21 protein-coding genes are annotated in these 23,870 nt (G+C 71.7%); 5 read left to right on the forward strand and 16 right to left on the reverse strand.

All coding sequences use genetic code 11. From position 1 onward, the window contains the following. Window positions 1-50 precede the first annotated feature (50 nt). Window positions 51-758: a hypothetical protein gene (locus ABD419_RS03520; protein WP_344481791.1), complete on the forward strand. Its 708-nt coding sequence runs from the start codon at window positions 51-53 to the stop codon at window positions 756-758. 8 nt (window positions 759-766) lie between these two features. Here the strand turns inward: ABD419_RS03520 and ABD419_RS03525 are convergent, their stop codons facing one another. The 8 genes from ABD419_RS03525 to ABD419_RS03560 form a co-directional block, all read right to left on the reverse strand. Then, entirely contained in the window at window positions 767-1,957 is a 1,191-nt protein-coding gene (locus ABD419_RS03525; protein ID WP_344481793.1) for a PrsW family intramembrane metalloprotease, read from the reverse strand. Then, a complete protein-coding gene (locus ABD419_RS03530; RefSeq protein ID WP_344481796.1) occupies window positions 1,954-2,547 on the reverse strand; it encodes a hypothetical protein in 594 nt (197 codons plus the stop codon). The genes ABD419_RS03525 and ABD419_RS03530 overlap by 4 nt, the downstream gene beginning before the upstream one ends. Before the next feature lie 130 nt (window positions 2,548-2,677). Continuing rightward, the gene (locus ABD419_RS03535; RefSeq protein ID WP_344481798.1) at window positions 2,678-3,775 is read right to left on the reverse strand and encodes a branched-chain amino acid aminotransferase; all 1,098 of its coding nucleotides are present in this window, start codon (window positions 3,773-3,775) and stop codon (window positions 2,678-2,680) included. Window positions 3,776-3,950: 175 nt separating this feature from the next. Beyond that, a complete protein-coding gene (locus ABD419_RS03540) occupies window positions 3,951-4,988 on the reverse strand; it encodes a 3-isopropylmalate dehydrogenase (protein ID WP_344481801.1) in 1,038 nt (345 codons plus the stop codon). 178 nt (window positions 4,989-5,166) lie between these two features. Beyond that, window positions 5,167-6,765, reverse strand: a complete 1,599-nt coding sequence (gene serA, locus ABD419_RS03545) for a phosphoglycerate dehydrogenase (protein WP_344481804.1) — start codon at window positions 6,763-6,765, stop codon at window positions 5,167-5,169. A gap of 138 nt (window positions 6,766-6,903) precedes the next feature. Beyond that, window positions 6,904-7,446: a regulatory protein RecX gene (locus ABD419_RS03550; RefSeq protein ID WP_344481806.1), complete on the reverse strand. Its 543-nt coding sequence runs from the start codon at window positions 7,444-7,446 to the stop codon at window positions 6,904-6,906. Next, window positions 7,415-8,473 carry a recombinase RecA gene (gene recA / locus ABD419_RS03555; protein ID WP_091054299.1) on the reverse strand — a complete coding sequence of 353 codons (1,059 nt, stop codon included), beginning with the start codon at window positions 8,471-8,473 and terminating at the stop codon, window positions 7,415-7,417. Before recA ends, ABD419_RS03550 begins: the two co-directional genes overlap by 32 nt. A gap of 120 nt (window positions 8,474-8,593) precedes the next feature. Then, a complete protein-coding gene (locus tag ABD419_RS03560) occupies window positions 8,594-8,797 on the reverse strand; it encodes a DUF3046 domain-containing protein (RefSeq protein WP_344481811.1) in 204 nt (67 codons plus the stop codon). Between the two features lie 91 nt (window positions 8,798-8,888). Here ABD419_RS03560 and ABD419_RS03565 point away from each other — a divergent pair, with 91 nt between their 5' ends. The 4 genes from ABD419_RS03565 to ABD419_RS03580 all read left to right on the forward strand — a co-directional run bounded on the left by ABD419_RS03565 (window position 8,889) and on the right by ABD419_RS03580 (window position 13,582). Continuing rightward, the gene (locus tag ABD419_RS03565) at window positions 8,889-9,461 is read left to right on the forward strand and encodes a TetR/AcrR family transcriptional regulator (RefSeq protein WP_344481813.1); all 573 of its coding nucleotides are present in this window, start codon (window positions 8,889-8,891) and stop codon (window positions 9,459-9,461) included. Window positions 9,462-9,485: 24 nt separating this feature from the next. Next, a complete protein-coding gene (locus ABD419_RS03570) occupies window positions 9,486-10,958 on the forward strand; it encodes a hypothetical protein (RefSeq protein ID WP_344481815.1) in 1,473 nt (490 codons plus the stop codon). Between the two features lie 107 nt (window positions 10,959-11,065). Continuing rightward, on the forward strand, window positions 11,066-12,907 hold the full coding sequence (locus ABD419_RS03575) for a M48 family metalloprotease (protein WP_344481817.1): 1,842 nt from the start codon (window positions 11,066-11,068) through the stop codon (window positions 12,905-12,907). A 231-nt stretch (window positions 12,908-13,138) separates the two neighbouring features. Next, a complete protein-coding gene (locus ABD419_RS03580; RefSeq protein WP_344481820.1) occupies window positions 13,139-13,582 on the forward strand; it encodes a DoxX family protein in 444 nt (147 codons plus the stop codon). 38 nt (window positions 13,583-13,620) lie between these two features. Here the strand turns inward: ABD419_RS03580 and ABD419_RS03585 are convergent, their stop codons facing one another. The 8 genes from ABD419_RS03585 to ABD419_RS03620 form a co-directional block, all read right to left on the reverse strand. Continuing rightward, on the reverse strand, window positions 13,621-15,420 hold the full coding sequence (locus tag ABD419_RS03585) for an Hsp70 family protein (protein ID WP_344481822.1): 1,800 nt from the start codon (window positions 15,418-15,420) through the stop codon (window positions 13,621-13,623). 139 nt (window positions 15,421-15,559) lie between these two features. Beyond that, window positions 15,560-17,476 (reverse strand): DEAD/DEAH box helicase, encoded by a 1,917-nt coding sequence (locus ABD419_RS03590; protein WP_344481824.1) that lies wholly within the window; start codon window positions 17,474-17,476, stop codon window positions 15,560-15,562. A gap of 209 nt (window positions 17,477-17,685) precedes the next feature. After that, window positions 17,686-18,720: a GNAT family N-acetyltransferase gene (locus ABD419_RS03595; protein ID WP_344481827.1), complete on the reverse strand. Its 1,035-nt coding sequence runs from the start codon at window positions 18,718-18,720 to the stop codon at window positions 17,686-17,688. Between the two features lie 70 nt (window positions 18,721-18,790). Next, a complete protein-coding gene (locus tag ABD419_RS03600) occupies window positions 18,791-19,816 on the reverse strand; it encodes a GNAT family N-acetyltransferase (RefSeq protein ID WP_344481830.1) in 1,026 nt (341 codons plus the stop codon). A 75-nt stretch (window positions 19,817-19,891) separates the two neighbouring features. Further along, the gene (locus ABD419_RS03605; RefSeq protein WP_344481833.1) at window positions 19,892-20,917 is read right to left on the reverse strand and encodes a GNAT family N-acetyltransferase; all 1,026 of its coding nucleotides are present in this window, start codon (window positions 20,915-20,917) and stop codon (window positions 19,892-19,894) included. A gap of 134 nt (window positions 20,918-21,051) precedes the next feature. Then, a complete protein-coding gene (locus ABD419_RS03610; protein ID WP_344481836.1) occupies window positions 21,052-21,255 on the reverse strand; it encodes a cold-shock protein in 204 nt (67 codons plus the stop codon). A gap of 267 nt (window positions 21,256-21,522) precedes the next feature. Beyond that, entirely contained in the window at window positions 21,523-23,451 is a 1,929-nt protein-coding gene (locus ABD419_RS03615) for an ABC transporter ATP-binding protein (protein WP_425555944.1), read from the reverse strand. A 102-nt stretch (window positions 23,452-23,553) separates the two neighbouring features. Next, window positions 23,554-23,814, reverse strand: a complete 261-nt coding sequence (locus ABD419_RS03620; RefSeq protein WP_344481839.1) for a helix-turn-helix domain-containing protein — start codon at window positions 23,812-23,814, stop codon at window positions 23,554-23,556. Between the last annotated feature and the right edge of the window lie 56 nt (window positions 23,815-23,870).

Consider the following 23,870-nt stretch of genomic DNA (forward strand, 5'->3'; position numbering starts at 1 on the left):
CGCGTCCCTCGTTAGTCCCGTGACGGCTTACGAACGGACGGTGGGGACAGGTGGGACTCTTCGGCGCCATCGGGCGCGAGACCAGGGGCGCGGTGCGCTCGTTCGGGTACGACCTGCGCCGCTCGAAACGGTTCCGGCGCATCGGGGTGATCGCGGTGGCGACGGTCGCGGGCGGGGTGATGGTCACGGGCGCCCTGGTGCGCGGCGAGCCCGTCCCGGGCCTGCCCGGCATGGGCGGGGGCGACGACGCGGACATCATCGAGGGCTGGTTCGGCCTGGGCGCGGACACGACCGGGCAGGACGCCGAGTCGACGGAGGCCGCGTCCGCGGAGGCGCCGCGCGGCGGCGACGCGGCCGAGCCGGACGCGAGCGGGTCGCCTGCGGGATCGGCCCCGCAGGGCGGCCACGGGTCCGGCAGCGGCACGGGCGGGCGCTCGCCCGACCTGGTGCCGATCGGCGGCGGGGGCGACACGCCCGGGCCCACCGAGGAGGAGAGCTCCCCCACGGACCCGCCGACCACGGAGGAGCCGACCCAGGAGCCCACTGAGGAGCCCACCACCGGGGAGCCGACGCAGGAGCCGACCACGGAGGCCCCCACCACGGAGGAGCCGAGCGCGAGCGAGTCGGTGTCGACGAGCGCGGCGCCGACGGAGGCCCCGACCGAGGCCCCGAGCGAGTCCGCCAGCGGCCAGGCCGCCGAGCAGGCCCCGCGGTCCGGCGGGGTGCCGCAGCCGCGCAAGGCCCCCCTCGGGGGCTAGGGCCGGTCCTAGCGCCGCTTGGCGCCGACGGCGCCCTTCGCCTGGTCCAGTTCGGTCCTGATGGCGGTGATGTTGCGTTTGACGGCGGCCACGTCGGGGCTGTCGGGCCGCTGCTCGCCGCGGCGCTGGTCGCGGGCGACGAGCGTGGCGAGGTTGACGAGTTCGCGCTGGAGCTGGCGCAGCAGCTGCGAGGCGTGCTTGCCCCAGCGCTTCTCGGCCCGCTTGCGGGCCTTGCGGCGCGACCGGAGCGATCGCATCTCGGTGAGGTCGTCGGTGGTGATGACCGCTTCGTCCTCGTCGGACATCGTGGTCACGAACCAGCGCCACTCGGCGCGGGCCGCGAACCGGTACAGCATGAAGAACAGGCCCAGGATGATGAGGCCCTTGCCGTAGGTCAGCGGGATCGCGAGCCCGGCGGGGAACGCGTCGGGCATCGGCAGGTTCCACAGCCCGTGCATGGCCAGCGCGAGCGCGAACAGGCCGATCATGACGCCGAGGCGGGTGCCGAAGCGGCGCCGCGTCTGGGTCACGAAGAACGCGATGCCGAGGCCGGCCGCGCCGGTGTAGAGCGGGTGCGAGAACGGCCCGGCCACGAGCACGCGGGTGAAGGTGACGGTGAGGGCCCCGGCCATGTCGGAGTTGGGGTTCAGGGCCGCGAAGTTCACGGCGTAGGTGAGGTTCTCGACGATCTGGAAGCCGAGGCCGACGAGCGCGCCGTAGATGAGGCCGTCGATGGAGCGGTCGAAGTGCTCGCGGACGATGAGGACGAGCATGACCACGCCGAGGGCCTTGAGCCACTCCTCGTTGACCGGGCCGATGATCGCGGGCCCCCAGGTGCGGGCCCATTTGGCGTCGGCGAGTTCGGCGAGGACGACGAGCGCGGCGTTGTTGGAGAGCATCGAGAGCGCGACGGCGACGATGCCGCCCCAGGCCATCGCGGCGGCGCGAACCGTGGGCGGTTCGCGTTCGAACAGGTCCAGGCGGGAGAGGATCTGGAGGAACACGACCGCGAGGACGGCGTTGACGGCGATGGAGGCCCACAGGGCGGTCGCGATGTCGTCGTAGTCGGGCGAGAAGACGCGGCCGAGCTCGAGGAGGCCGTAGACGAGGCAGGCGACGAACAGCCAGTACGCGGGCCGGCGGATGCGGATGAACGCGCCCTGGCTCTCGACGACGATGCGCTCGGTGCGGACGGTCACTTGCCCTCCAGTGCGAACGTGGCGACGTACGGTCCGGGGTCGACGTCCTGCGCGGCGGGGTCGGCGCCGGGGGCGATGAGGACGAGGATGGCGGCGGCGCCCTTGTCGTTGCCGACCACGGTGATCGAGCCGGCGCTGTCGATGCCGATGATGTCGGCGCGGTAGCCGGACAGGCCCGAGGCCTCGTCGGCGTACTTCCGGACGTTGTTGTAGATGTAGCCGTTCTGGGCGATGACGGGCTGCACGCGGCGGTCGAGGAGCCGTTCGAGGCTGTCGACGCCGGAGTCGACCTCGACGGACGCGGTGAGGTGGTCGAGCACGAAGTTCTGGCGCTGGTCGGCGAAGTGGACGCCGGGGCTGGTCCAGCCGCTGCCGGGCAGCTCGTATTCGAGGCTGGCGCCGGCGACGGGATAGGACTGGAGGAAGAGGGTGTCGCCGTCGCCGATGTTCTGGACCGATTCGCCAAGGGCGCGTTCGAGTCCGAGCCACACCGCGACGGGGAGCGCGATGGCGACGGCCGCGAGGAGGGCCTGCCACATGCGGCCGCGCTCCAGTCCGAGCCGGTTCAGGCGAATGGTGACCTCTGCCAACGCGTCCCCTCCCCGAGCCTCGACGCACGTGGTCTCAAAGGTACGGGAAGGGGACCGTTGTCTGTCCGGTTTTCTGCCGGATGCGGGGATTGCTGTCGCCTAGGCGACTGACGCGCGATCCGGCGGCGGGTCAGTCGATCTTCGTGATCCAGTCGTGGGTGTCCTCGGCGCGGCCGTACTGGAGGTCGAGGAGGGTCTGGCGCAGCTGCATGGTGAACTTGCCGGCCTCGCCGCCGTTGATCGTGAAGCTGCCCTTGCGTCCCTTGACGGTGCCGACGGGGGTGATGACGGCGGCGGTGCCGCAGGCGAACGCCTCGGTGAGCACGCCGGACTCGGCGTCCTCGCGCCAGCGGTCGATCGAGTACTTCGTCTCGCGGACCTCCCACCCGGCCTCGGTGGCGAGGGTGAGGATCGCGTCGCGGGTGATGCCGGGGAGGATGGTGCCCAGTTCGGGGGTGTAGAGCACCCGCTCGTTCTCGTACGCGAAGAAGAGGTTCATGCCGCCGAGTTCGTCGACGTACTTGAACTCCACGGCGTCCAGGAAGATGACCTGGTCGCAGCCGTGGTCGATGGCCTCGGACTGCGGCAGGAGGCTCGCGGCGTAGTTGCCGCCGGCCTTCGCGGCGCCGGTGCCGCCCGGTCCGGCCCGGTTGTACTCCTCGGAGACCCACAGCGTGAGCGGCTTGGGGCCGCCCTTGAAGTAGGCGGCGGCGGGGGACGCGATGAGGAGGTAGGTGTACTCCTTCGCGGGCCGCACGCCGAGGAACGCCTCGGAGGCGATCATGTACGGCCGCAGGTAGAGCGTGGCCTCGTCCTGGCTGGGGACCCAGGCGCCGTCCACGGCGAGGAGCTCGCGGATGGACGCCAGGAACCACTCCTCGGGGAGGTGCGGCATCGCCATGCGGGTGGCGGAGATGTTGAGGCGGCGGGCGTTGGCCTCGGCGCGGAACAGGCCGAGGGAGCCGTCCTCGTGGCGGTAGGCCTTGAGGCCCTCGAAGATCTCCTGGGCGTAGTGGAGGACCGCCGCCGCCGGGGAGATCGTGATCGGGCCGTAGGGCTTGAGGGTGGCGCTGTGCCAGCCGCGGCCCTCGGTCCAGGTCAGGGAGAACATGTGGTCGGTGAACACGGTGCCGAAGACGGGGTCGGCGAGGATGGCCTCGCGTTCGGCGTCCGGGGTCGGGTTCGGGTGCGGCTCGCGCCGCAGGTCGGGAAGACCGTCGGTGGTCATGATCTGTCCTTCGGATTCACAAGTGTGTGCTTGGCGCTACTGGTCCTGATGCCTAACTTACCGCTCGTTCAGGTGGTCGGGCAGGAGGCTCGGATCAGGGAGACGACATGGAGAAACGCCCGGCGAGGCGCTTGTTGAGCGCGGGCCCGCCGGGCGCTGAAGCTGTTGCTTGGGTCTAGCTGAGCTGTCCGGCGACGTCGGCGGCTACTCGGTCGCCCACCTCGCCGGTGCGGATCTGGGTCCCGCTGTCGCGGGAGGCGAGCTCGCGCTCGACGGCGGCGCTGACGGCGACGGCGGCGTCGGCGCGGCCGAGGTGCTCCAGCAGGAGCGCGGTGGAGGAGATCGCGGCGACCGGGTCGGCGATCCCCTGCCCGGCGATGTCCGGGGCCGAGCCGTGCACGGGCTCGAACGTCGACGGGTGCGTGTGGTCGGGGTTGATCGAGCCGGTCGCGGCCAGGCCGATGCCGCCGGTGACGGCCGCGGCGATGTCGGTGAGGATGTCGCCGAACAGGTTGTCGGTCACGATGACGTCGAAGGTGTGCGGGCGGTTCACCAGGAACATCGCGGCCGCGTCCACATGCTGGTACTCGGTCGTCACGTCCTGGTACTCGGCGGCGACGTCGTCGAAGGCCCGCTTCCACAGGCCGCCGGCGTGGACGAGCACGTTCGTCTTGTGGACGAGCGTGAGGTGGCCGCGGCGGCGGCGGGCGCGCTCGAACGCGTCGCGGATGACCCGCTCGGTGCCGTAGCGGGTGTTCAGGGACTCCTCGGTGGCGATCTCCGCCGGCGAGCCGGTGTGGAGGTTGCCGCCGGCGCCGGTGTACAGGCCCTCGGTGCCCTCGCGGACGACCACGAAGTCGATGTCGCCGGGCTTGACGTCGGCCAGCGGCGAGGTCGCGCCCGGGTACAGGCGGCTCGGGCGCAGGTTCACGTACTGGTCGAACTCGAAGCGGAGCTTCAGGAGCAGGCCGCGCTCGAGGACTCCCGGCGGGACCGACGGGTCGCCGATCGCGCCCAGGAGGATCCCGTCGTGCTCGTCCAGTTCGGACAGCACGCTGTCGGGGAGGACCTCGCCGGTGCGGTTGTAGAGGCGCGCGCCGAGGTCGTACTCGGTCGACTCGTAGCCGGGGAGCGCCACGGCGAGCACCTTCTGCGCCTCGGCGATGACCTCTTGCCCGATGCCGTCGCCTGCGATGACCGCGATCCTGCTCATGGTGCCTCTCTGGTGTCGTGTCCCCGCTGCTCCGCGCACTCGGACCCGTCCGGTACACGGTCCGGAGACGGGGAATGCGGGGCGGGTGCGTTCACCATAACGCACCCGTCCCGCATTCCGACGAACGGCTCTCAGCAGATGGAACCGGTCCTGAGATCCCCTGTTCCGGGGCCCCGGATCAGTCCTGCAGGGTCACGGCCTTCGCGCCCGTGGCGCCGACGGAGTCCTTGACGCGGCCGAGCACCTCGTGCGGCACCGGCGCGTCGAGGGCCATCGCCATGACGGCCTCGCCGCCGGCGGCCTTGCGGGCCACCTGCATCGCGGCGATGTTGATGTTCAGCTCGCCGATCGCGCCGCCGATGAGGCCGACGACGCCGGGCCGGTCGGCGTAGCGCAGGAACAGCAGCGACCCGTCCAGGTCGATGTCGAGCTCGAACCCGTCGATGTCGGTCAGCCGCGGGCCGCCGTGCGGGCCGGAGCTGATGGTGCCCGAGACCTGGAGGCCCCGGCCGTCGACCATCGCGCCGCGCAGGGTCACCAGCGTCTGGTACTCCGGCGACTCCTGCGAGGTGTACAGCCCGACCTCGACGCCGCGCTGCTCGGCCACGAGCGGCGCGTTCACGTAGGTGACCGAGTCGGCCACGTCCACGAACAGGCCCTTCGAGGCGGCGAGCTGGAGCACGGACACGTCGTGCGCGACGACGTCGCCGCGGACCTCCACGGTCACCGACTGGACGGCCGAGCCGGCCAGCGCGTTGAACGTGCGGCCCAGGCGCTCGGCGAGCGGCAGCAGCGGGCGGACCTCTTCGTTGATCACGCCGCCGGCCTGCACGTTCGCGGCGTCGGGCACGAACTCGCCCGAGAGGGCGAGCTTGACGCTCTTGGCGACGGCCAGGCCCGCGTTGTCCTGGGCCTCGCGGGTGGAGGCGCCGAGGTGCGGGGCGGCGACGACGTTGTCGAGCGCGAACAGCGGCGAGTCGGTGCAGGGCTCCTTGACGAACACGTCGAGGCCGGCGGCGGCGACGCGGCCGTCCTGGAGCGCCGCGGCGAGCGCGTCCTCGTCGATGAGGCCGCCGCGGGCGGCGTTGACGATCCGCACGCCGGGCTTGACCTTGTTCAGCGCGTCCTCGCCGATGATCCCCACGGTCTCGGGGGTCTTCGGGAGGTGGATGGTGATGAAGTCCGCGACCGACAGGAGCGTGTCGAGGTCGACCAGGCGGACGCCGAGCTTCGCGGCGAGCGCGGGCTGGGCGTACGGGTCGTAGGCGACGACGTCCATGTCGAAGGACTGCATGCGGGTGGTGACGAGCTGCCCGATCTTGCCGAAGCCGACCACGCCGAGGGTCTTGCCCTGGATCTCGACGCCGGTGAACTTCTTGCGGTCCCACCGGCCGGCGCGCAGCGACGCGTCGGCGCGCGCGATGTGGCGGGCGCTGGCGAGCAGCAGCGTGATGGCCTGCTCGGCGGCGGACACGATGTTCGAGGTGGGCGCGTTGACGACCATGACGCCGCGCTCGGTGGCGGCGGGCAGGTCGACGTTGTCGAGGCCCACGCCCGCGCGGGCGACGACCTTGAGCTTGGGCGCGTGCTCGAGCGCGGCGGCGTCGATGGTGGTGGCGGAGCGGACGATCACGGCATCGGCCTCGACCAGTGCGGCGTGGAGGGAGTCCACGTTCGTACCGTCGATCTCCCGGACGTCGAAGTCGCCGGAGAGGACCTCGATCGCGGCGGGGGCGAGCGGGTCGGCAATGACCACGACGGGTTTCGGTTCGGTCATGGGTACCTCGCAAAGGTAAGGAGCAACGGAGGACCGGGCGCGGCGCTGCGTCGTCAGCGGCAATGGTATGTCGATCGCGTTAACGGCTCCTTACCGACCTGCCGCGTTCCGGATGATGGAACACTCCGGCCCCGCCCGCTACTCGAAGTGGGCGTCCTCGTCCAGCAGCTCGGCGGCGTCGCTCTCGGCCTCGGCGAGGACCTGCTTGACCACCGGGATCGCGATGCCGGAGTTGTAGCCCTTGCGGGCGAGCATGCCGACGAGCTTGCGGAGCACGGCGTCGTCGCTCTGGCCCGCGAGGGACCGGTACCGGCGGCGGGCCAGCTCCAGGGCGGCCTCGCGCTCGTCCTCGTCGCTGACCTGCTCGACGGCGGCGTCGATGAAGTCCGGGTCGACGCCCTTGCGGCGGAGCTCGCCGACCAGCGAGCGCTTCGACAGGCCGCGGGAGCGGTGGCGGGACTCGACCCAGGCGCGGGCGAAGACCGCGTCGTCGATCAGGCCGACCTCGGCGTACCGCTCGAGGATCTCGGAGACGATGTGCTCCTCGAAGCCCTTGCGGCGCATCGCGTCACCGAGTTCGGTGCGCGTCCGGGGCCGGCCCGACAGCAGATCGAGACAGTACTGCCGGGCCGCTTCCGGGTCGTTCGGCTTAGAAGTCGACCGGGGCTTCTGCAATCTCATCCTCGATCGTGGCGGGGGCGTCGGCGGCCGCGGCGTCGACGCCGAGCTTCTCCTTGATCCGCTTCTCGATCTCCAGGGCCAGGTCCGGGTTCTCCTTGAGGTTCGCCCGGGCCTTCTCCTTGCCCTGTCCGAGCTGGTCGCCCTCGTACGTGTACCAGGCGCCCGACTTCTTGACGATGCCGTGCTCGACGCCCATGTCGATGAGCGAGCCCTCCTTGGAGACGCCGATGCCGTAGAGGATGTCGAACTCGGCCTGGCGGAACGGGGAGCCGACCTTGTTCTTGACGACCTTGACGCGGGTGCGGTTGCCGACGGCCTCGCCGCCGTCCTTCAGCGTCTCGATCCGGCGGATGTCCAGGCGCACCGAGGCGTAGAACTTGAGCGCTTTACCACCGGCGGTGGTCTCGGGCGAGCCGAACATGACGCCGATCTTCTCGCGCAGCTGGTTGATGAAGATCATCGTGGTGCCGGTGGTGTTCAGACCGCCGGTGATCTTCCGCAGCGCCTGGCTCATGAGCCGGGCCTGGAGGCCCACGTGGGAGTCGCCCATCTCGCCCTCGATCTCGGCGCGCGGCACGAGCGCGGCCACCGAGTCGATGACGATGAGGTCGACCGCGCCGGAGCGGACCAGCATGTCGGCGATCTCCAGGGCCTGCTCGCCGGTGTCCGGCTGGCTGACCAGGAGGTCGTCGACGTTCACGCCCAGCTTCTCGGCGTAGATCGGGTCGAGCGCGTGCTCGGCGTCGATCATCGCGGCCACGCCGCCCTCGGCCTGCACGTTCGCCATCGCGTGGAGCGCGATCGTGGTCTTACCGCTCGACTCCGGGCCGTAGATCTCGATGATGCGGCCCTGCGGCAGACCGCCGACCCCGAGGGCCACGTCGAGCGCGATGGATCCGGTCGAGATGGTCTTGACATTCTGCTTCGGCTTCTCGCCCAGCCGCATGACCGAGCCCTTGCCGAACTGCTTGTCGATCTGGGCCAGCGCGAGATCGAGCGCCTTGGCCTTGTCCTGAGCGGAATTCATCCCGCCTCCCTTGGATCCTGTCTGCTTAGCCATGTCGAATACGGTAGCCGCACCCACCGACAACGTAGGACAACGGCTTGTTCGAACACGGCGCATCTCGCAAGACGAGGGATCCGCCGGTTACCGCACCAGCCGCGCCGGTATCCGCTCGGGCCACGCCCGGCACACCGCCATCCACACGGCCTTGGCGTTCTCGCCGTCGGCGAGCGCCTGGTCGATGGTCCGCCCGCCGAGCTGCCCCAGGCTGAGGTCGGCCGCGACCGACCTGGCGTACCCCGCGCCGAACGTCTCGTCCATCCGGTCCCAGAAGTCACTGAGCTTCATGCGCCGCTCCCCCGCCGTCCGCGCCTGTCCATGGGGACAACCGTAGGCGACTGCATGGCCCGCGGCCAATCCCAGGTGGCAAGATTGCCGGGTGCCTCGCGTCAGCCAAGAACACCTCGACTCGCGCCGCCAGCAGATCCTGGACGGCGCCCGCTCGTGCTTCGCCAAATACGGCTACGAGGGCGCGACGGTGCGGCGGCTCGAAGAGGCCACCGGCCTCTCCCGCGGCGCGATCTTCCACCACTTCCGGGACAAGGACGCCCTGTTCCTCGCCGTCGCCTCGGTCGACGCCGCCGAGATGGCCGCGACCGTGGCCGAGCGCGGCCTCGTCGGCGTCATGCAGGACCTGACGGCCGGCGCCGACAAACCCGAGATCTCCGGCTGGCTCGGCACCCAGCTCGAAGTGGCCCGCCGCCTGCGCACCGACCCCGAGTTCGCCGAGGCCTGGGGCCGCCGCCGCGAGGCCATCGCCGAGGCCAGCCGCGAGCGCCTCGAGCACCAGCGCGGCATCGGCGTCCTCCGCACCGACATCGACATCGACGTCCTCGCCGGCTTCCTCCAGCTCATGTACGACGGCCTCGTCCGCTACCTCGCCACCGGCCGGGACGATCTGGACATCACCCGCATATTGCAGCTGGTAGAAGAGGCGGTCCGCCGCCACTGAGGACGGCTCGTCTACGATTCGGACGTGAGCCCCTCAACACAACTGCAACCCCGCCCGCCCCGTCCCGCCTCGAAGCTCGCATGCATGCTGTGCCTGGCGCTGCAATGGGGATTCGTGCCCTGGGCGATCCTGTCGGCCGCGCTGCTCGGTCTGCTCTTCGCACCGGTCATTCGGGACTCGGGCCTGCCGGTGCCCGTCGCCCTGCTGGGCGGGACCGCCGTCACGGTGGCGCTGCTGATGCCCCTGGTAGCGGCGCGCCGCGATCTCTACGAGCCGCTGAAAGGCGAACCGGTGAGCCGCGAGCAGGCCCCGGAGCTGTGGGCGCTGATCGAGGAGACCGCCACGGCAGTCGGCGGCAGGGTGCCCGACACGCTCCTCGTCGACCATCTCCCGTCGCTCTCCTCGCAGCGGGAGGGACGGCGCGGCAGCGCGCACTACACGCTCCTGATCGGACTCCAGATCTTCACACCGCGCACGACGGGCCAGTTCCGGGCGCTCCTGGCATCCCACCTGGCGGGTAGGGCGACCTCGCTGTCCCTGCCGCACGAGATACGGGTGTCGGTCTGGCACAGCTACCTGAACATCGTGTTCACCAAGTACTACCTCAACCCGCTCAATCTGCTGCTGTGGCCGTATTCGGCGCTGTGCTTCGCGGCGAGTTCACGGATCAGCGCGGCCCGGGTGCTCGTCGGCGACCAGGCAGCGGCCCGATTCGCGGGCGGGGCGAACACCTGGTCGACGATCACCGAGATTTCGGTGCTGGACCGGCTCGGGAGGGAGTTCGACGAGACCCATCTGCATCCCGCGACCCACGTCGGACTGCTCCCGCTCGACGTCGTGGACGCCTTCTCACGCTTCCTCGACGCGGTGCCGGAGCGGCGGGCGGCCCTGCGCGCCCAACCGCTGTCGAACCGCACCGGCTGGAGGGACCCTTGGCCGTCGCTCGCGCGCCGGGTGGCGGCCGTGCTCGATGCGCCAGGCGGCCTCTGGCCGGGCGACGAGACCCCCGCGCTGGGACTTTTCGCCGATCCTCAGGCGATCGCGGCGACGGTCGACGCCATGTGGACGGCGCCCCGCACCGTACGCGGCTCCTGGGAACAGGCAGCCGCGCGGCTGGAGCACCGGCACCACTGCGACCGCGCGGCCCGGTCCTACCAGGTGATCGGCAACCTCCTCGGCACCTCGCGGGCAAGCCTCGAAGGGCTGCTCATCGAGATCGACGGCGGGCGGCGCGACGCGCTGTTCCTGGAACTCGACCGGCGGGGCTTCCCCGCGGGCGGCCTGGCCTCGATGGTGGCGCTCGCGGCGATGCGCTCGCAGGAGATGCGCTTCGAGGTGCGATGGGGCGAGGGGACCGGGCTCGCCACCGGGGACGGGCGGCCGTTCGATCCCAAGGAGATCATCGCGCCCTTGTTCGCGGCGGTGCCCGACCCCGACGCGGTTCGCAAGGCGCTGGCCGAGCGCGGAGTGGATCTGCACCGTGCGGCGGCCGACTGATGACCGAAGGGGAATCCGGTGGAGAGCACTGAGGACGATTCACTAGCATCCTCCTGGTGAGTCCCTCGGATACAACCAATAATCGCCCCTCTTCCAGCAAGCCCCCCGTGCTGCGGGCGGCCGTGTCGGTCGCGCTGCTCGGCGGGTTCTACCTCTACGCACTGGTCATCGTCGCCGCGGTCGCGGCCGGGACCGTGTACACCGTCTCGCGGTTCGGCAGCAGCCGGGCCAGCGTGGAGGTCATCGGCATCGGCCTCGGCATCACCGTGGCCGTGCTCGTCGCACTGTGGCGGGCGCTGCGCCACAAGGCGTCCCCGCCCCAGGGCGTGCGCCTGAGCCGGAACGACGCGCCGGGCCTGTGGGCCCTCGCGGAGGCCTCCGCGGAGGCGGCCGGGACGCGCGGGCCGGACGAGATCCTCGTGGACGCGGAGTTCAACGCCGCCGTCAGCGAGGAGTCCAAGGCCCTCGGCCTCGTCGGCGGCCGCCGCTACCTGATCGTGGGGCTGCCGCTCCTGGCGTCGTTCGACACAGGCAGGTTCCGGGCCGTCATCGGCCACGAGTTCGGGCACTACTCGCAGTCGCACACCAGGCTCGGCGCGGTCGCCTACCGCGGGCACGTGGCCGTGCGGCTGATGCTCGACGCGTTCGCCGGGCGGCGCTTCAACCCCGTGACGTGGCTGTTCAAAGCCTATGCGGCGCTGTTCTTCACGGTGCAGGCCGGCGTCAGCCGGGCCCAGGAGTTCGAGGCCGACCAGGTGGCGGCCCGGCTCACCGGCGGCGAGAACACGCGGGCCGCGTTCCGGGAGCTGCCGGTCATGGCCGCGGCGTGGAGCCGGTTCCAGCAGCAGTACATGCTCCTCGGCGCGTCCGAGAAGCTCGTCCCCGACGACCTCTTCGGCGGGTTCGCGTCCTTCCGCGAGGGCCGCGCCGGCGAGATCGCCGAGCTCCGGGAGCAGCCGCTGCCGAGCGAGACGCAGCGCCTCGACACCCACCCGTCGATCGCGAGCCGCGTCGCGGCCCTCGAAGGCGCGCCAGGGGAGCCGCAGCCGGGCGACGAGGCCCCGGCGGCCGGTCTGCTCGCCGACTTCGACGCCGTCGCCAAGCGGGTCGACGCCGAATGGATCTCCCCCGGCGTCGAGCGCGTCCCGTGGTCGGAGCTGTGCCAGCGGACGGTGGGCAGTGCCCAGCGCAAGCGCGCCGACGCCGCGTTCCGGGCCGTCGAGCGCGTGCTCGGACCCGGCAAGGCGAGCCTCGACGCCCTCATCGCCGAGGTCAAGGACGGCCGCGGCGAGGTGCTGTGGCAGGAGCTGGAGGCGGCGAACTTCCCGCGCGACGGCGTCCAGGCGATCGTCGCCACCGCGGCGATCGACTCCGGCGCGCTGCGGTTCGAGCTGTCGTGGGACGGGCCGATGCGCCAGGTGGGCAAGGACGGCGAGCCGGTCGCGCTCGACGAGCTCACCGCGCCGCTGTTCGACGCGGACGCCGACGGCGAGGCGGCCCGCGGGGTCCTCGCGGCGCGCGGGATCGACCTCGCGCTGGCGGTCTCCAGCGGGAGGACGACCGCGGCCTCGCACGCGGCGGCGCAGGCGAAGATCATCGCCGCGTCCGACGTGGTCGAGCTGAACGGCGAGAAGCGGCACCTGTTCGTGGCGACCACGGGCTTCGCGTTCCTGCCGATCGACCCGCGGGCCAAGGAGGGCGAGCAGCGCCTGAAGCAGGTCATGCAGGAGTGCGGCTCCGTCGAGGGGCTCGTCAGGGCGGCGGCGCTGTGGCTGCCGACCGAGGAGGTCCGGCACATGGAGCAGCTCAAGGGCATGAGCTACAAGGCGAGGATCGTCACGCAGGACGGCACCGAGCACGTCCTGGTGCAGAAGCTCATGAGCGACGACATCGGGAAGCCGTTCGACCTCATCGCCGAGTACGCGGCGGGCCGCGCCTCGCGGGAGTAGACGGATCGTGAAGGGCGGCAGAGTACTCCTGCCGCCCTTCATTGCGCCCGGGGATAGAGCGCGCAAATCGGCGCAGTCTTCTGAAGGCGCTTAATATTTACATAACTCTATATTTGTTGATATGCTCCCCGGGTTAGTTGAAAAATCAACTATGCCCGCCCGGGTCGCGCCGACCGCCGTCCGGATCCCGCGACGGCCTGGCACGGGCGGCGACCTTTCATGGGAGGCAATATGATCGCAAGACTCCAACCCGTCGGACTGCTGATCGGGCGGGTGGTGCTCGGCATCGTCTTCATCGCGCACGGCTGGCAGAAGTGGACCGGCGGCATCGACGCGACCGCGGAGGGCTTCGCCAGCATGGGTATCCCGGCACCCACGCTGTCCGCCTACTTCACGGTCCTCTCGGAACTCGTCGGCGGCGCGCTGCTCATACTGGGAGCGCTCCTACCTCTGGTGGGGCTCGCCCTCGCCGGCGTGATGCTCGGCGCGATGTACTTCGTGCACCTCGACGGCGGGTTCTTCTCGAGGGACGGCGGATACGAGTACGTGCTTGTGCTCGCCGCCGCCTCCATCGCCATCGGGTTCTCCGGCGGCGGGCTGCTCGCAGTGGACAGCCTGTGGCTGAACAAGAAGGGGGCGCCGCAGGCCGCCGAACCCGCGCCCGCGGCGGCGTGACGCGGTCCGGGCGGGCGGCGCGAGCCGCCCGCCCGGGCTCAGCACTCGGCCAGGCCGCCGAGGGAGTTCACGTCGGCCGGGTCGATCACCAGCCACACGAACGGGATGAACCCGGAGTCCCCGCCCCCGAGGTCGACCTCGACCATGACGTCGGAGGCGTCCTTGCCCGGGTGGTAGTCCCAGTACCCCTCCTCCTCGTCGCCGCGGGGCGTGATGAGCTCGGCGGTCGTGAAGCACACGAGCTCGTAGACCGCGCCCACCTCCGCGTACCCGATCGCATCGGCGCTGCCGGCCTCGCCGCGGATGCCCGGCCTGCCGCCCTGTGTGCGGCAGTACTCCCTGGTGTCGGGGCAGTCCCAGTAGACGGTGCCGAGGATCGGCCCCGAATCGGCTGGCGAGGGCGGGTCGGAGGGAGACGGCGCCGCGCTCGACTCGGTCGCCTCGGACTCGTCCGCGGTGGTCTCGACGGCCTCCGCGGTCGTCGCGAGGTCGTCGTCCGCGGCCGCGCCGCCGCGGTCGACCAGGTCGGCGAGGACCGCACCCGACGCGATGAGGAGCACCACCGCGACCACGAGCAGCAGGACCGGCAGGATCGCGGGCCGCCTCGCGGTGCGCGGCGGCAGCGGGAGGACCGCGGTCGGCGTCGCGGGCGGCGGCGCGGCGGGCCTCGCGGGCGGGGAGGACGGCGGCGGGGCCTGCACCTGCGACACGGCCGCGGGCGCGTAGACCGGTGCGACACGCGTACGGGCCGCGGCCGCGGGCTCGACGACCGCCCCCTCGCCCACCACGAGTTCGGGCTGCTCGATCATCGTCGGCGCGATCCCGAGCTCCTGGTGGATCATCGTGGCCGCCAGCGGCATCCGGCTCGCGCCGCCGACCATGAAGATGCCCGCGACCTGCTCGGGAGCGAGCCGCGCCTCGCGGACCACGGCCTTCGTGATCGCCACGGTCCGGGCCAGGAGCGGGCGCGCCAGGAGTTCGAGCTCGGCGCGCGTCAGCAGCTCGTCCGCCGCGAAGCCCGGGACGACGACCTCGGTCGTCGAGCGGCGCGACAGCCGCTCCTTCGCCTCGCGCACCTCGTCGTAGAGGGCGAAGCGGGCCCGCAGCGTCTCGGTGCCCGCGTTCGGGTCCACGAGGGACCGCCACGCGGCCGCGCGCTCCTCGGTGCCGGCGAAGCGGTCGCCGAGGTGGTCCACGAGGGCCTGGTCCAGGTAGTGGCCGCCGACGCGGTCGGAGCCGTCGACCGCGAGGACCTCGAAGCCCTCCGGCGTCGCGGCGACCGCGCTGGCGTCGAACGTGCCCGCGCCGAGGTCGTAGACGACGACCGCCCGGCCCGGCTCGACGCGGTGGCCGAGGATCTCGGCGAAGTACCGGGCCGCGGCGACCGGCTCGGGCAGCAGGACCGGTGCCGGGCCGCCGGCCGCGGTCACCGCGTCGCTCACGAGGTGGCGGCGGGCCGGGCCCCACGCGGCCGGCACGGTGACCGTCACCGACCTGGGCGGGCCCGCGACCGCACCGCACTCGGCGAGGACCCGGCGCATGACGGCGGCGACCGCGTCTCGGACCGGGACCTCCTTGTCCCCCAGCAGGATCGAGGGCGCGTCGAGGCGGAGTTTCGGGTTGCGCTCGTAGCGGTGCGGGTACCGGCGGGCCTCGCTCGCGGCGTCGCGGCCGACCAGGATCGAACCATCGTGATCGAGGTATATCCCTGAAGGCAGGAGTGGATGCCCGTCGAAGAGGATCTGGTGCCGCCGCCCGTCGCCGCGCAGGACCGCGGCGACCGTGTTGTGGGTGCCGAAGTCGATTCCGAGGGCGGCGGCCGTGCGCGGAGCGTCCATTCAGGACCCTTCGAGGTGGGGGGAGGCGATCCGCCAAGGGTACTGTCCCGCCGTCGGTTCCGGTTCCCGCAGCGGAGACGGCTGAGGCCGGCGGGGGGACCTCCCCCGCCGGCCTCAGCTCAGCGTTTGCGTGCGGTGCTTACCAGCGGTCGCGGCGCTCGCGGTCGCCGTAGCCGCGGCGCTCGCCGCGGTCCCGGTCGCCGTAGCCGCCCCGGCCGCGGTCGTCGCCGCCGCGGAAGCCGCCTTCGCGGTTCCCCCGGTAGCCGCCGCCGCGGTTGTCGCGGTCGCCGTAGCCGCCGCGGCTGCGGTCGCCGTAGCTCCCGCCCTCGCGGTTGCCCTGGTAGCCGCCGCCTTCGCGGTTGCCGCGGTAGCCCCCGCGGTCGCCGCCTTCGCGGTTCCCTCGGTAACCGCCGCGGTCGCCGCCCTCGCGGTTGCCCCGGTAGCCGCCCCGGTTGCCGCCCTCGCGGTTGCCGCGGTAGCCGCCCCGGTCGCCGCCCTCGCGGTCGCGGCGCGGGCCGCGGTCGTCGCGGCGCTTGGCCGGGCCCTCGAGGATCTCGCGCTCGGCCTGCTCGCGCAGGCGGGTCGCCTCGGCGCGCAGGCCCTCGGCGTCCTCCTTCAGGCGCTGGATCTGGCGCTCGAGGCGCTTGACCTCGTCGTCGTTCCGGCTGGCCTGGTGGTCGGAGGAGACCGCGCGCAGGTCGGTGAAGTTCCGGGCGCCCATGAGCGCGGTGAGCTCGGCGTCGAAGTTGTCGTTCACGTAGTGGCGGGTCGCCTCGACGCCGGCGCGCTCGATGAGGCTGAACATGGTGCGGTTCTGGTGCGGCAGCACCAGGGTCGCCACGTGGCCCGACTGCCCGGCGCGGGCGGTGCGGCCGGCGCGGTGCAGGTAGTCCTTGTGGGTCTTCGGCGGGTCGACGTGGAGGACCATGTCGACGCCGTCGACGTGGATGCCGCGCGCGGCGACGTCGGTGCAGACGAGCGCGTCGAGGCGCCCTTCCTTGAAGCGCTCCAGGACCTTCGAGCGGTCGGCCTGGGTCATGCCGCCGTGGAGGCCCTCGGCGTTGACGCCCTGGTCGCGAAGCTCCTCGGCGATGCGGTCGACGGCGAGCTGGGTCCGCACGAACACCATCGTCAGGCCCGGGCGGGCGGCGACGGCGGCCGTCATGGTGGCCTTGTCGCGCGGCCCGATGAGCAGCAGGTGGTGGCTCATGGTGGTGACCGAGCCGGCCGGCGGGTCGACCGAGTGGACGACGGGCTCCGACAGGTACTTGCGGACCAGGACGTCGATCTCCTGCTCCAGCGTGGCCGAGAAGAGCATCCGCTGGCCGCCCTTGGGCAGCTGGTCGAACAGCTCCTCGACCTCGGGCAGGAAGCCCATGTCGGCCATCTGGTCGGCCTCGTCGAGGATCGCCAGCTCGACGTCCTCGAGCGAGCACTCGCCGCGGCGGATCAGGTCGCGCAGGCGGCCCGGGGTGGCGACGAGCATGTCGACACCGGAGCGGAGCGCGTCGATCTGGCGCGAGAACGCGGTGCCGCCGCAGACGACCTTCATCTCGATGCCGACGGCGTCGCCGAAGGTCTGGAGGGACTCGGCGACCTGGATGGCCAGCTCGCGGGTCGGGGTCAGGATGATCGCACGGGGGCGCTTGGCCTTGGTGCGGCCGCCCGCCGCGAGGCGGGCCAGGGTCGGCAGGCCGAAGGCCAGGGTCTTGCCCGAGCCGGTCTGGCCGCGACCGAGGATGTCGCGCCCGGCCATCGCGTCGGGGATCGTCGCGGCCTGGATCGGGAAGGGCGTCACGATGCCCTGCTCGGCCAGCGCGGCGGTGATCTTCTCCGGGAGGCCGAGCTCGTCGAACGCCGGGCCCGCGGGCTCGGGGTCGACCGCGTCGACCTCGACGGTGAACTCCTCGTCGGGCTCGGCCGGGGTCGCCTCGGCGGCCGGAGCGGACTCGCTCACGACGGCGTCGGACTGCGTGGTTTCGGGGGTTTCGGTGACTTCGAGCGCCGTGTCGGATTCGTTGACGGCAGCATCGGGCACAGTTTGGTCAAGAGTCATGGTTCGCCTTCCGCGAGAACGACTTCGTAAATGACGCACGTTCCGCGGAATATCGGTTTCACCATGAGCCGACGGTGATGGGGCGGGACGCGCCTGATCGGGCCTCTGCAATGAAGAACTAGGGCCAGCTAAGAACAATAGCCGACCGTGAGAAGCGGTCGCCACTCTCACGGTCGGCTTGTGCCTGGAGACACCCTTTCGGGGTCGGATCAGGCCGCGAACTTGCGCTGGAACTCCGCGCCGGCGTCGAGGATCTCGTAGCCGAGGATGACGTTGATGCCGATCATCGGGGCGTTGACGTCGGCGTTGTCGGTCCAGATGGTCCGGACGGCCGGGTAGTTCTCCCGCACGAGGCGGAGGTTGAGGATCTTGAGGAGCGTGCCGAGGCGGTGGCCGCGGTGCTCGGGGTTGACGATGGTGATGCCCTGGAAGGCGTCGGTGTACTCCGGGTCGTCGTAGGCGAAGACCGCGGTGTTGGCGACGGCCTCGCCGGTGGCGCGGTCGACGGCGATCGTCTGGATCGGGATGACGCCCATGGCCTCGTTGCGGTCGGCCTTGGCGTGCTTGAGTTCCGCGTCGATGGTCTCCGGTTCGAGCTCCAGGTCGCCGAGGGGGACCTCGGCGAGGATGGTGGAGTCGATGCGGGCCATGGTGTCGACGAGGTGCTCGGGCGTGCGCCCGATCCACGAGATGATCTCGTAGGCGTCGCCGGCGGCGGCCTGGGACTTCTCCAGGAGCTCCTGCTCGGCGGCGGCGTCGAGGGCGTCGACGGCGCAGCGCCGGTTGATCCAGGTGAGGGCGGACTCGAAGCCGTGCTTCTCGGCGAAGCGGCGGCCGGCGTCCGATCGCTCGATGCCGTCTTCCCAGGTCATGCGGGTGTCCAGCGTGAGCGTGGTGCGTCCGCGGCCCTTGGCGTCGGCGATGAAGGCGTCGAGGAGGGCCGAGCCGACGCCCTGGCGGCGGTGCTCGGGGTGGACGGTGATCGTGGCCCAGCCGAAGTGCAGGTTCTCGCGGTTGGGGTAGCCGGCGTCGGCGAGGCCGAGGACGGCGCCGTCGCGGACGGCGAGGTGGATCGCCTGGTCCTCGTCGGGAACGGGATGGATGAGACCCAGCCGGAACTTGCCCTCGTGGGGCGCGGGGGCCTCCGGGGCGTCTGCGGCGTGGGCGGCTCGCAGCACCTCGAACGCGCCGGAGACGAGGTCGCCGTCAGCGGGGTCGAGCGCGAGGATCTGGATGTCACTCATGTGCTCAGTCTGGACAGTGGCGCCGGGGCGCGGCAACCGAATTTCGGAATCGGCCGCCGCGCGCCCGGGCTCAGGGCCGGAGTCGGCGCTGGTAGACGCTGAGGGCGTCGACGGCCTCGTAGCCGAGTTCGGTGTTGATCGCGATCATGTGGTCGTTGACGTCCGCGTTCTCGGTCCAGATCTCCTCGACGCGGGGGAAGCGCTCGCGGAGCCGGCGGAGGTTGGCGAGCTTGACGAGCATGCCGAGGCGGTGGCCGCGGTGGGCGGGGTCGGCGATGGTGATGCCCTGGGAGGCGTGGGTCGCGGCGGGGTCCTCGTAGGCGTGGACGTCGGTGATCGCGGCGACCTCGCCGGTGGCGCGGTGGACGGCGGCGGCCTTGACGGGGACCTGGTGGACGGCGGCGGTGGCGGCCTCCTTGGCGCGGGCCCGCGCGACGTCGACCTGCTCGGCGTCCATCTGGATGTCGCCGAGGGGGATCTCGTCGCGGCTCTGGGCGTCGAGGCGGCAGATGGACTCGATGAGGTCGTCGGGGGCGGGGCCGGTCCAGGTGCGGACCTCGTAGTCGGCCGCGGAGGCGGCGACGGCCTCGTCCCAGAGGCGGCGCTCGTCGTCGGGGGCGAGGGCGTCGGTGCGGGCGCGGCGGCGGACGTTGACGAGGGCGAGGGTGAAGTCGTTGCGCTCCAGGAAGTCCACGCCGGCTTCGGGGCGGCGGGGGCCGTCGCCCCAGGTGGTGAGGGTGCCGGCGGTGAGGTCGGTGCGGCCGCGGGCGGCGGCGTACTCGGTGTAGTGGGCGAGGAGGGCCCGGCCGTGGCCGCGGTGACGGTGGTCGGGGTGGACCATGAGCTCGGCCATGGCGAGGTGGGGGTTGTCGTCGACCATGAGCCCGATGCCGAGGTAGCCGACGACGGCGCCGCCGTCGGTCGCGGCGAAGTGGACGACGTCCAGGCCGGGGCGCTCCTGGCGGAGCCCGGCGCGGAACGACTGCTCGACCAGGCGCGGGCCCTCGGGCGCGTCGGCGTCGCGCACGGCGTGCAGGAGGCCGAGGACCTCGCCGACGGCGTCGTGGTCGCTGGGGTTCAGGGGGGTCAGCTGCATCTGCCGAGTATGGCGGGGTCCGTCCACGGGCGGTGGCCCCGCGGCGGGCGCCCCGGGCGGGGGCGCCGGCGGAGGTCAGGCCCGTCGCTTGAGCTGGTACTCGGCGTTGGCGTCCACAGTGGTGTATCCCATGAGCTCGTTGATGGCGATCATGGGGGCGTTGACGTCGGCGTTGTCGGTCCAGATCCACTGGGTGGACGGGGAGTGCCCGCGCAGCATCCGGAGGTTGGCGAGCTTGAGGAGGAGGCCGAGGCGGTGGCCGCGGTGCGCCGGGTCGACGATGGTGATGCCCTGGAGGCCGTTCACGTCGTCGCCGTCGTCGAGGGCGATCTCGGTCCAGGCGCGGACCTCGCCGGTGGCGCGCTCGACGGCGACGGAGTTGAGCCAGGTGCGGCCCTCGGCCGCGTAGACGGCCTCCTTGCCGCGGAGCTTCTCGGCGTCCATGATCTCGGGCTCGGCCTCGATCTCGCCCATGGGGACCTCGGCCATGATCATGGACTCCATGCGGCACATGGTGTCCACGAGGTCGTCGGGGACGGGACCGATCCACTGGCGCACCTCGTAGGCGTCGCCGGCCTTGGCGAGGGCCTCGGCGTGGCGGCGCTCCTCCTCGTCGGCCCCGAGGGGGTCGACGGGGCTGCGGCGGTTGACGGTGGTGAGCGCGCGGGTGTAGCCGCGGGCCTCGAGGGCGCGGGCGGGCGCCTCGTCGCGGGCGGGGCCGCCCTCCCAGTGGATCGGGACGGCGGTGATGACCGAGGTGCGGCCGTGCTCGGCGCAGACGCGCTCGGCGTGCTCGCGCAGGAGCTCGTCGGCCCCGGTGCCGCGGTGGTCGGGGTGGACGCCGAGCTCGTAGAAGCCGAGCTCGCGGTTCTCCTCGGTGAAGAAGTTGACCCGGACGTAGCCGACGGCGGTGCCGTCGTCGGCGACCGCGGCGAACCAGTGTCGTTCGCGGCCCGGCATGACGTGGGTGAAGAGGGTCCGGAAGAAGCGCTCGGTGTAGGTGGGGTTCTCGGGGGTGTCGGCCCGGTGCGCCGCGGTGAGGATGCCGTACGCCCGATCGATCAGATCGGCGTCGGAGGCGTGGAACTCGATGATTTTCACCGCCCCAGTGTGCCGGTCGGGTGCGACGGTCTCAATCGGGTTTCCCCGGGCCGGCCGCGGCGGGCGGGTCAGGGCGACAGAGAAGCCGCTGTCCTTCGCAGTGAAGGGCAGCGGCTCCGTGCTCGTTGCTCGTCCTACAGGGCGCGCAGGTTCGCGGCCTGCGGGCCCTTCTTGCCGGCTTCGATCTCGAACTCCACTCGCTGGTTCTCCTCCAGGGAGCGGTAGCCGTTCCCGGTGATGGCCGTGAAGTGGACGAAGATGTCCGGACCTTCGGCGTCAGGAGCGATGAACCCGAAGCCCTTGTCCGCGTTGAACCATTTAACGGTGCCTTGCGCCATGCCTGTATTTCCTTGCGATGTTGATGTTCAGGCCTGCCGACGACCCGTTCCGGGGGTGTTGCGTTCCCGGCCGGGAGGCGGCGCGGCCCGAGGTGTGCCCGCCATTGCTGGCGCTTCACCACTTCGGCGAAGATTGAACCGAAGTGGCCTCTGGACCCTACAGTACGCCCGCTTTCAGGAAACCCCTCAACTTGAAGCGCGCCTCACGTCCATGTCCGCGACCTGCGCGGACGCGGTTTCGCCGAGAGCATATATGACCCAGGTCACCTATGCCGCGGTGGAGAGGGCGCCGTCCGGTCCGGCCCCGGCCTCGGCGAACTGGGTCCGGTACAGCTCGGCGTACAGGCCGCCGCGGGCCACGAGCTGGTCGTGGGTGCCGGACTCGGCGACCAGGCCGTCCTCCAGGACCACGATCGTGTCGGCCCGGCGCACCGTCGAGAGGCGGTGGGCGATGACGAGCGAGGTGCGGCCCTCCAGAGCCGTGTCGAGGGCGCGCTGGACAGCGGCCTCGGACTCGGAGTCGAGGTGGGCGGTGGCCTCGTCGAGGATGACGATCGGCGGGGCCTTGAGCAGGACCCGCGCGATCGCGAGGCGCTGCTTCTCGCCGCCGGAGAACCGGTAGCCGCGCTCCCCCACGACCGTGTCGAGCCCGGACTCGAGGCGGCGCACGGTGTCGCCGATCTGGGCCCGGTCGAGGGCCTCCCAGATCTCCTCGTCGGTGGACCCGGGCCGGGCGTACGCGAGGTTCTCGCGGACGGTGTCGTGGAACAGGTGCGCGTCCTGGGTGACCATGCCGATGTGCGCCGAGAGCGACGCGGCGGTGAGGTCGCGGACGTCGACGCCGCCGACCTCGACCGAACCGGAGGTCACGTCGTACAGACGCGGCACCAGGCTCGCCATGGTGGTCTTGCCCGCGCCGGAGTGGCCGACGAGGGCGACGAGCGCGCCCGGGGCGATGTCGACGGAGACGCCGCGCAGGATGTCGCGGCCCGAGTCGGAGCGGTCGGGCCGCGCCAGGTCCTCCAGGCTCGCGAGGGAGACCTGGTCGGCGCCCGGGTAGCGGAACTCCACGTCGCGGAAGGCGACCGAGGCGGCCCCGGCGGGCAGGTCGCGGGCGTCGGGCTGCTCCGCGATGAGCGGCTTGAGGTCGAGGACCTCGAAGACGCGCTGGAAGCTGACGAGGGCGCTCATGACGTCGACGCGGACGTTCGACAGCGCCGTCAGGGGCCCGTAGAGGCGGGTGAGGAGGAGCGCGAGGGTGACCACGGTGCCGGCGCTGAGCTGCCCGGCGAAGACGAGCGCGCCGCCGAGGCCGTAGGCGAGGGCCTGGGAGAGCCCGGCGACGAGCGTGAGCGCGACGATGAACGTGCGCGCGTACATCGCGGTGGTGATCCCGATGCCGCGCACGCGGTCGGCCTTGCCGGCGAACTCGCCGGACTCGGTGTCGGGGCGGCCGAAGAGCTTCACCAGCATCGCGCCGCCGACGTTGAACCGCTCGGCCATCTGGGTGTTCATGGCGGCGTTCAGGTCGAAGGACTCCTTCGTGAGCGCCGCGAGCCGGCGCCCGACCCACTTGGCGGGCACCAGGAACACCGGGACCAGGACCAGCGAGAGCAGGGTGATCTGCCAGGACTGGAAGAACATGACGCCGATGATGAGCGCGACGGCGATGCCGTTGGACACCAGTCCCGAGAGGGTGCTGGTGAAGGCGCGCTGCGCGCCCATGACGTCGTTGTTCAGCCGCGAGACCAGCGCGCCGGTCTGCGAGCGGGTGAAGAAGGCGACCGGCATGGACTGGACGTGGTCGAACACGGCCCGCCGCAGGTCGAAGATGATCCCCTCGCCGAGCTTCGCGCCGTACCAGCGCATGGCGAGGTTGAGCAGGCCCTCGACGAGGGCGAGGCCGGCGATGATCGAGGCGATCGTGACGACGCCCCGCTGGGTGCCGTCGGCGCCGGTCAGCTCGTTGACGATGTCGCCCGCGAGGACGGGCGTCGCGACCCCGATGGCCGCGATCAGCGTGACGAGCCCGATGAAGCAGGCGATGTCGCGCCGGTAAGGCTGCGCGAAGCGCAGGATGCGGCGTTTCACGCCGCGGGTGAGTGTGACGCCTTTGAGGTCGTCCGCGCGCCGCATCGAGCGCATGGCGTCCCAGCCGGCGGGTCCCATCGATGACACCGGGCCTCCCGTGTGCAGAGCCCAAGTGCGTTCGTCGTCCGGGAATTCGGCAGTCCGGTGGTGGTCTTGGGCGTTTCTCGTCGTTCGTATCCGAACGTGCAACGCCCGGCCGGGGCCCGGTTATTTCCGGCCCGCCTTCCGCGCGCCGCCGCGAGTGCGGAAGTCCACGCCCGCTTCGGCCAGGAGGCGGTGCACGAAACCGTACGATCGACCTATCGAGGAGGCGATGTCGCGGATGCTGCGGCCCTGGTCGTACGCGGCGGTCACGTGCTCGGTGAGCTCGCGGCGCTCGTCGCCGCGGACCTGGCGGTTCGGGTCGGTCTTCGCGGCGCCCGCCGCACCGGCGGCGCCGCCGGCCGGTGGATTGGATTCGGGGGTCATGAGTCCTTTCCCAGACACGGAGGGTGATGAAGGTGTGTTGTGAAGTTTGCCGGAGT

This window comes from Glycomyces endophyticus, from assembly GCF_039531525.1.
GTDB classification, from domain to species: domain Bacteria; phylum Actinomycetota; class Actinomycetes; order Mycobacteriales; family Micromonosporaceae; genus Glycomyces; species Glycomyces endophyticus.

Bases quoted from the DNA above. Each gene is read 5' to 3' on its own strand.
- ABD419_RS03535 (WP_344481798.1), bottom strand. From the start codon at position 3,775: ATGACCACCGACGGTCTTCCCGACCTGCGGCGCGAGCCGCACCCGAAC.
- ABD419_RS03540 (WP_344481801.1), bottom strand. From the start codon at position 4,988: ATGAGCAGGATCGCGGTCATCGCAGGCGACGGCATCGGGCAAGAGGTC.
- serA (WP_344481804.1), bottom strand. From the start codon at position 6,765: ATGACCGAACCGAAACCCGTCGTGGTCATTGCCGACCCGCTCGCCCCC.
- ABD419_RS03550 (WP_344481806.1), bottom strand. From the start codon at position 7,446: ATGAGATTGCAGAAGCCCCGGTCGACTTCTAAGCCGAACGACCCGGAA.
- recA (WP_091054299.1), bottom strand. From the start codon at position 8,473: ATGAATTCCGCTCAGGACAAGGCCAAGGCGCTCGATCTCGCGCTGGCC.
- ABD419_RS03560 (WP_344481811.1), bottom strand. From the start codon at position 8,797: ATGAAGCTCAGTGACTTCTGGGACCGGATGGACGAGACGTTCGGCGCG.
- ABD419_RS03580 (WP_344481820.1), top strand. From the start codon at position 13,139: ATGATCGCAAGACTCCAACCCGTCGGACTGCTGATCGGGCGGGTGGTG.
- ABD419_RS03585 (WP_344481822.1), bottom strand. From the start codon at position 15,420: ATGGACGCTCCGCGCACGGCCGCCGCCCTCGGAATCGACTTCGGCACC.
- ABD419_RS03590 (WP_344481824.1), bottom strand. From the start codon at position 17,476: ATGACTCTTGACCAAACTGTGCCCGATGCTGCCGTCAACGAATCCGAC.
- ABD419_RS03595 (WP_344481827.1), bottom strand. From the start codon at position 18,720: ATGAGTGACATCCAGATCCTCGCGCTCGACCCCGCTGACGGCGACCTC.
- ABD419_RS03600 (WP_344481830.1), bottom strand. From the start codon at position 19,816: ATGCAGCTGACCCCCCTGAACCCCAGCGACCACGACGCCGTCGGCGAG.
- ABD419_RS03610 (WP_344481836.1), bottom strand. From the start codon at position 21,255: ATGGCGCAAGGCACCGTTAAATGGTTCAACGCGGACAAGGGCTTCGGG.
- ABD419_RS03620 (WP_344481839.1), bottom strand. From the start codon at position 23,814: ATGACCCCCGAATCCAATCCACCGGCCGGCGGCGCCGCCGGTGCGGCG.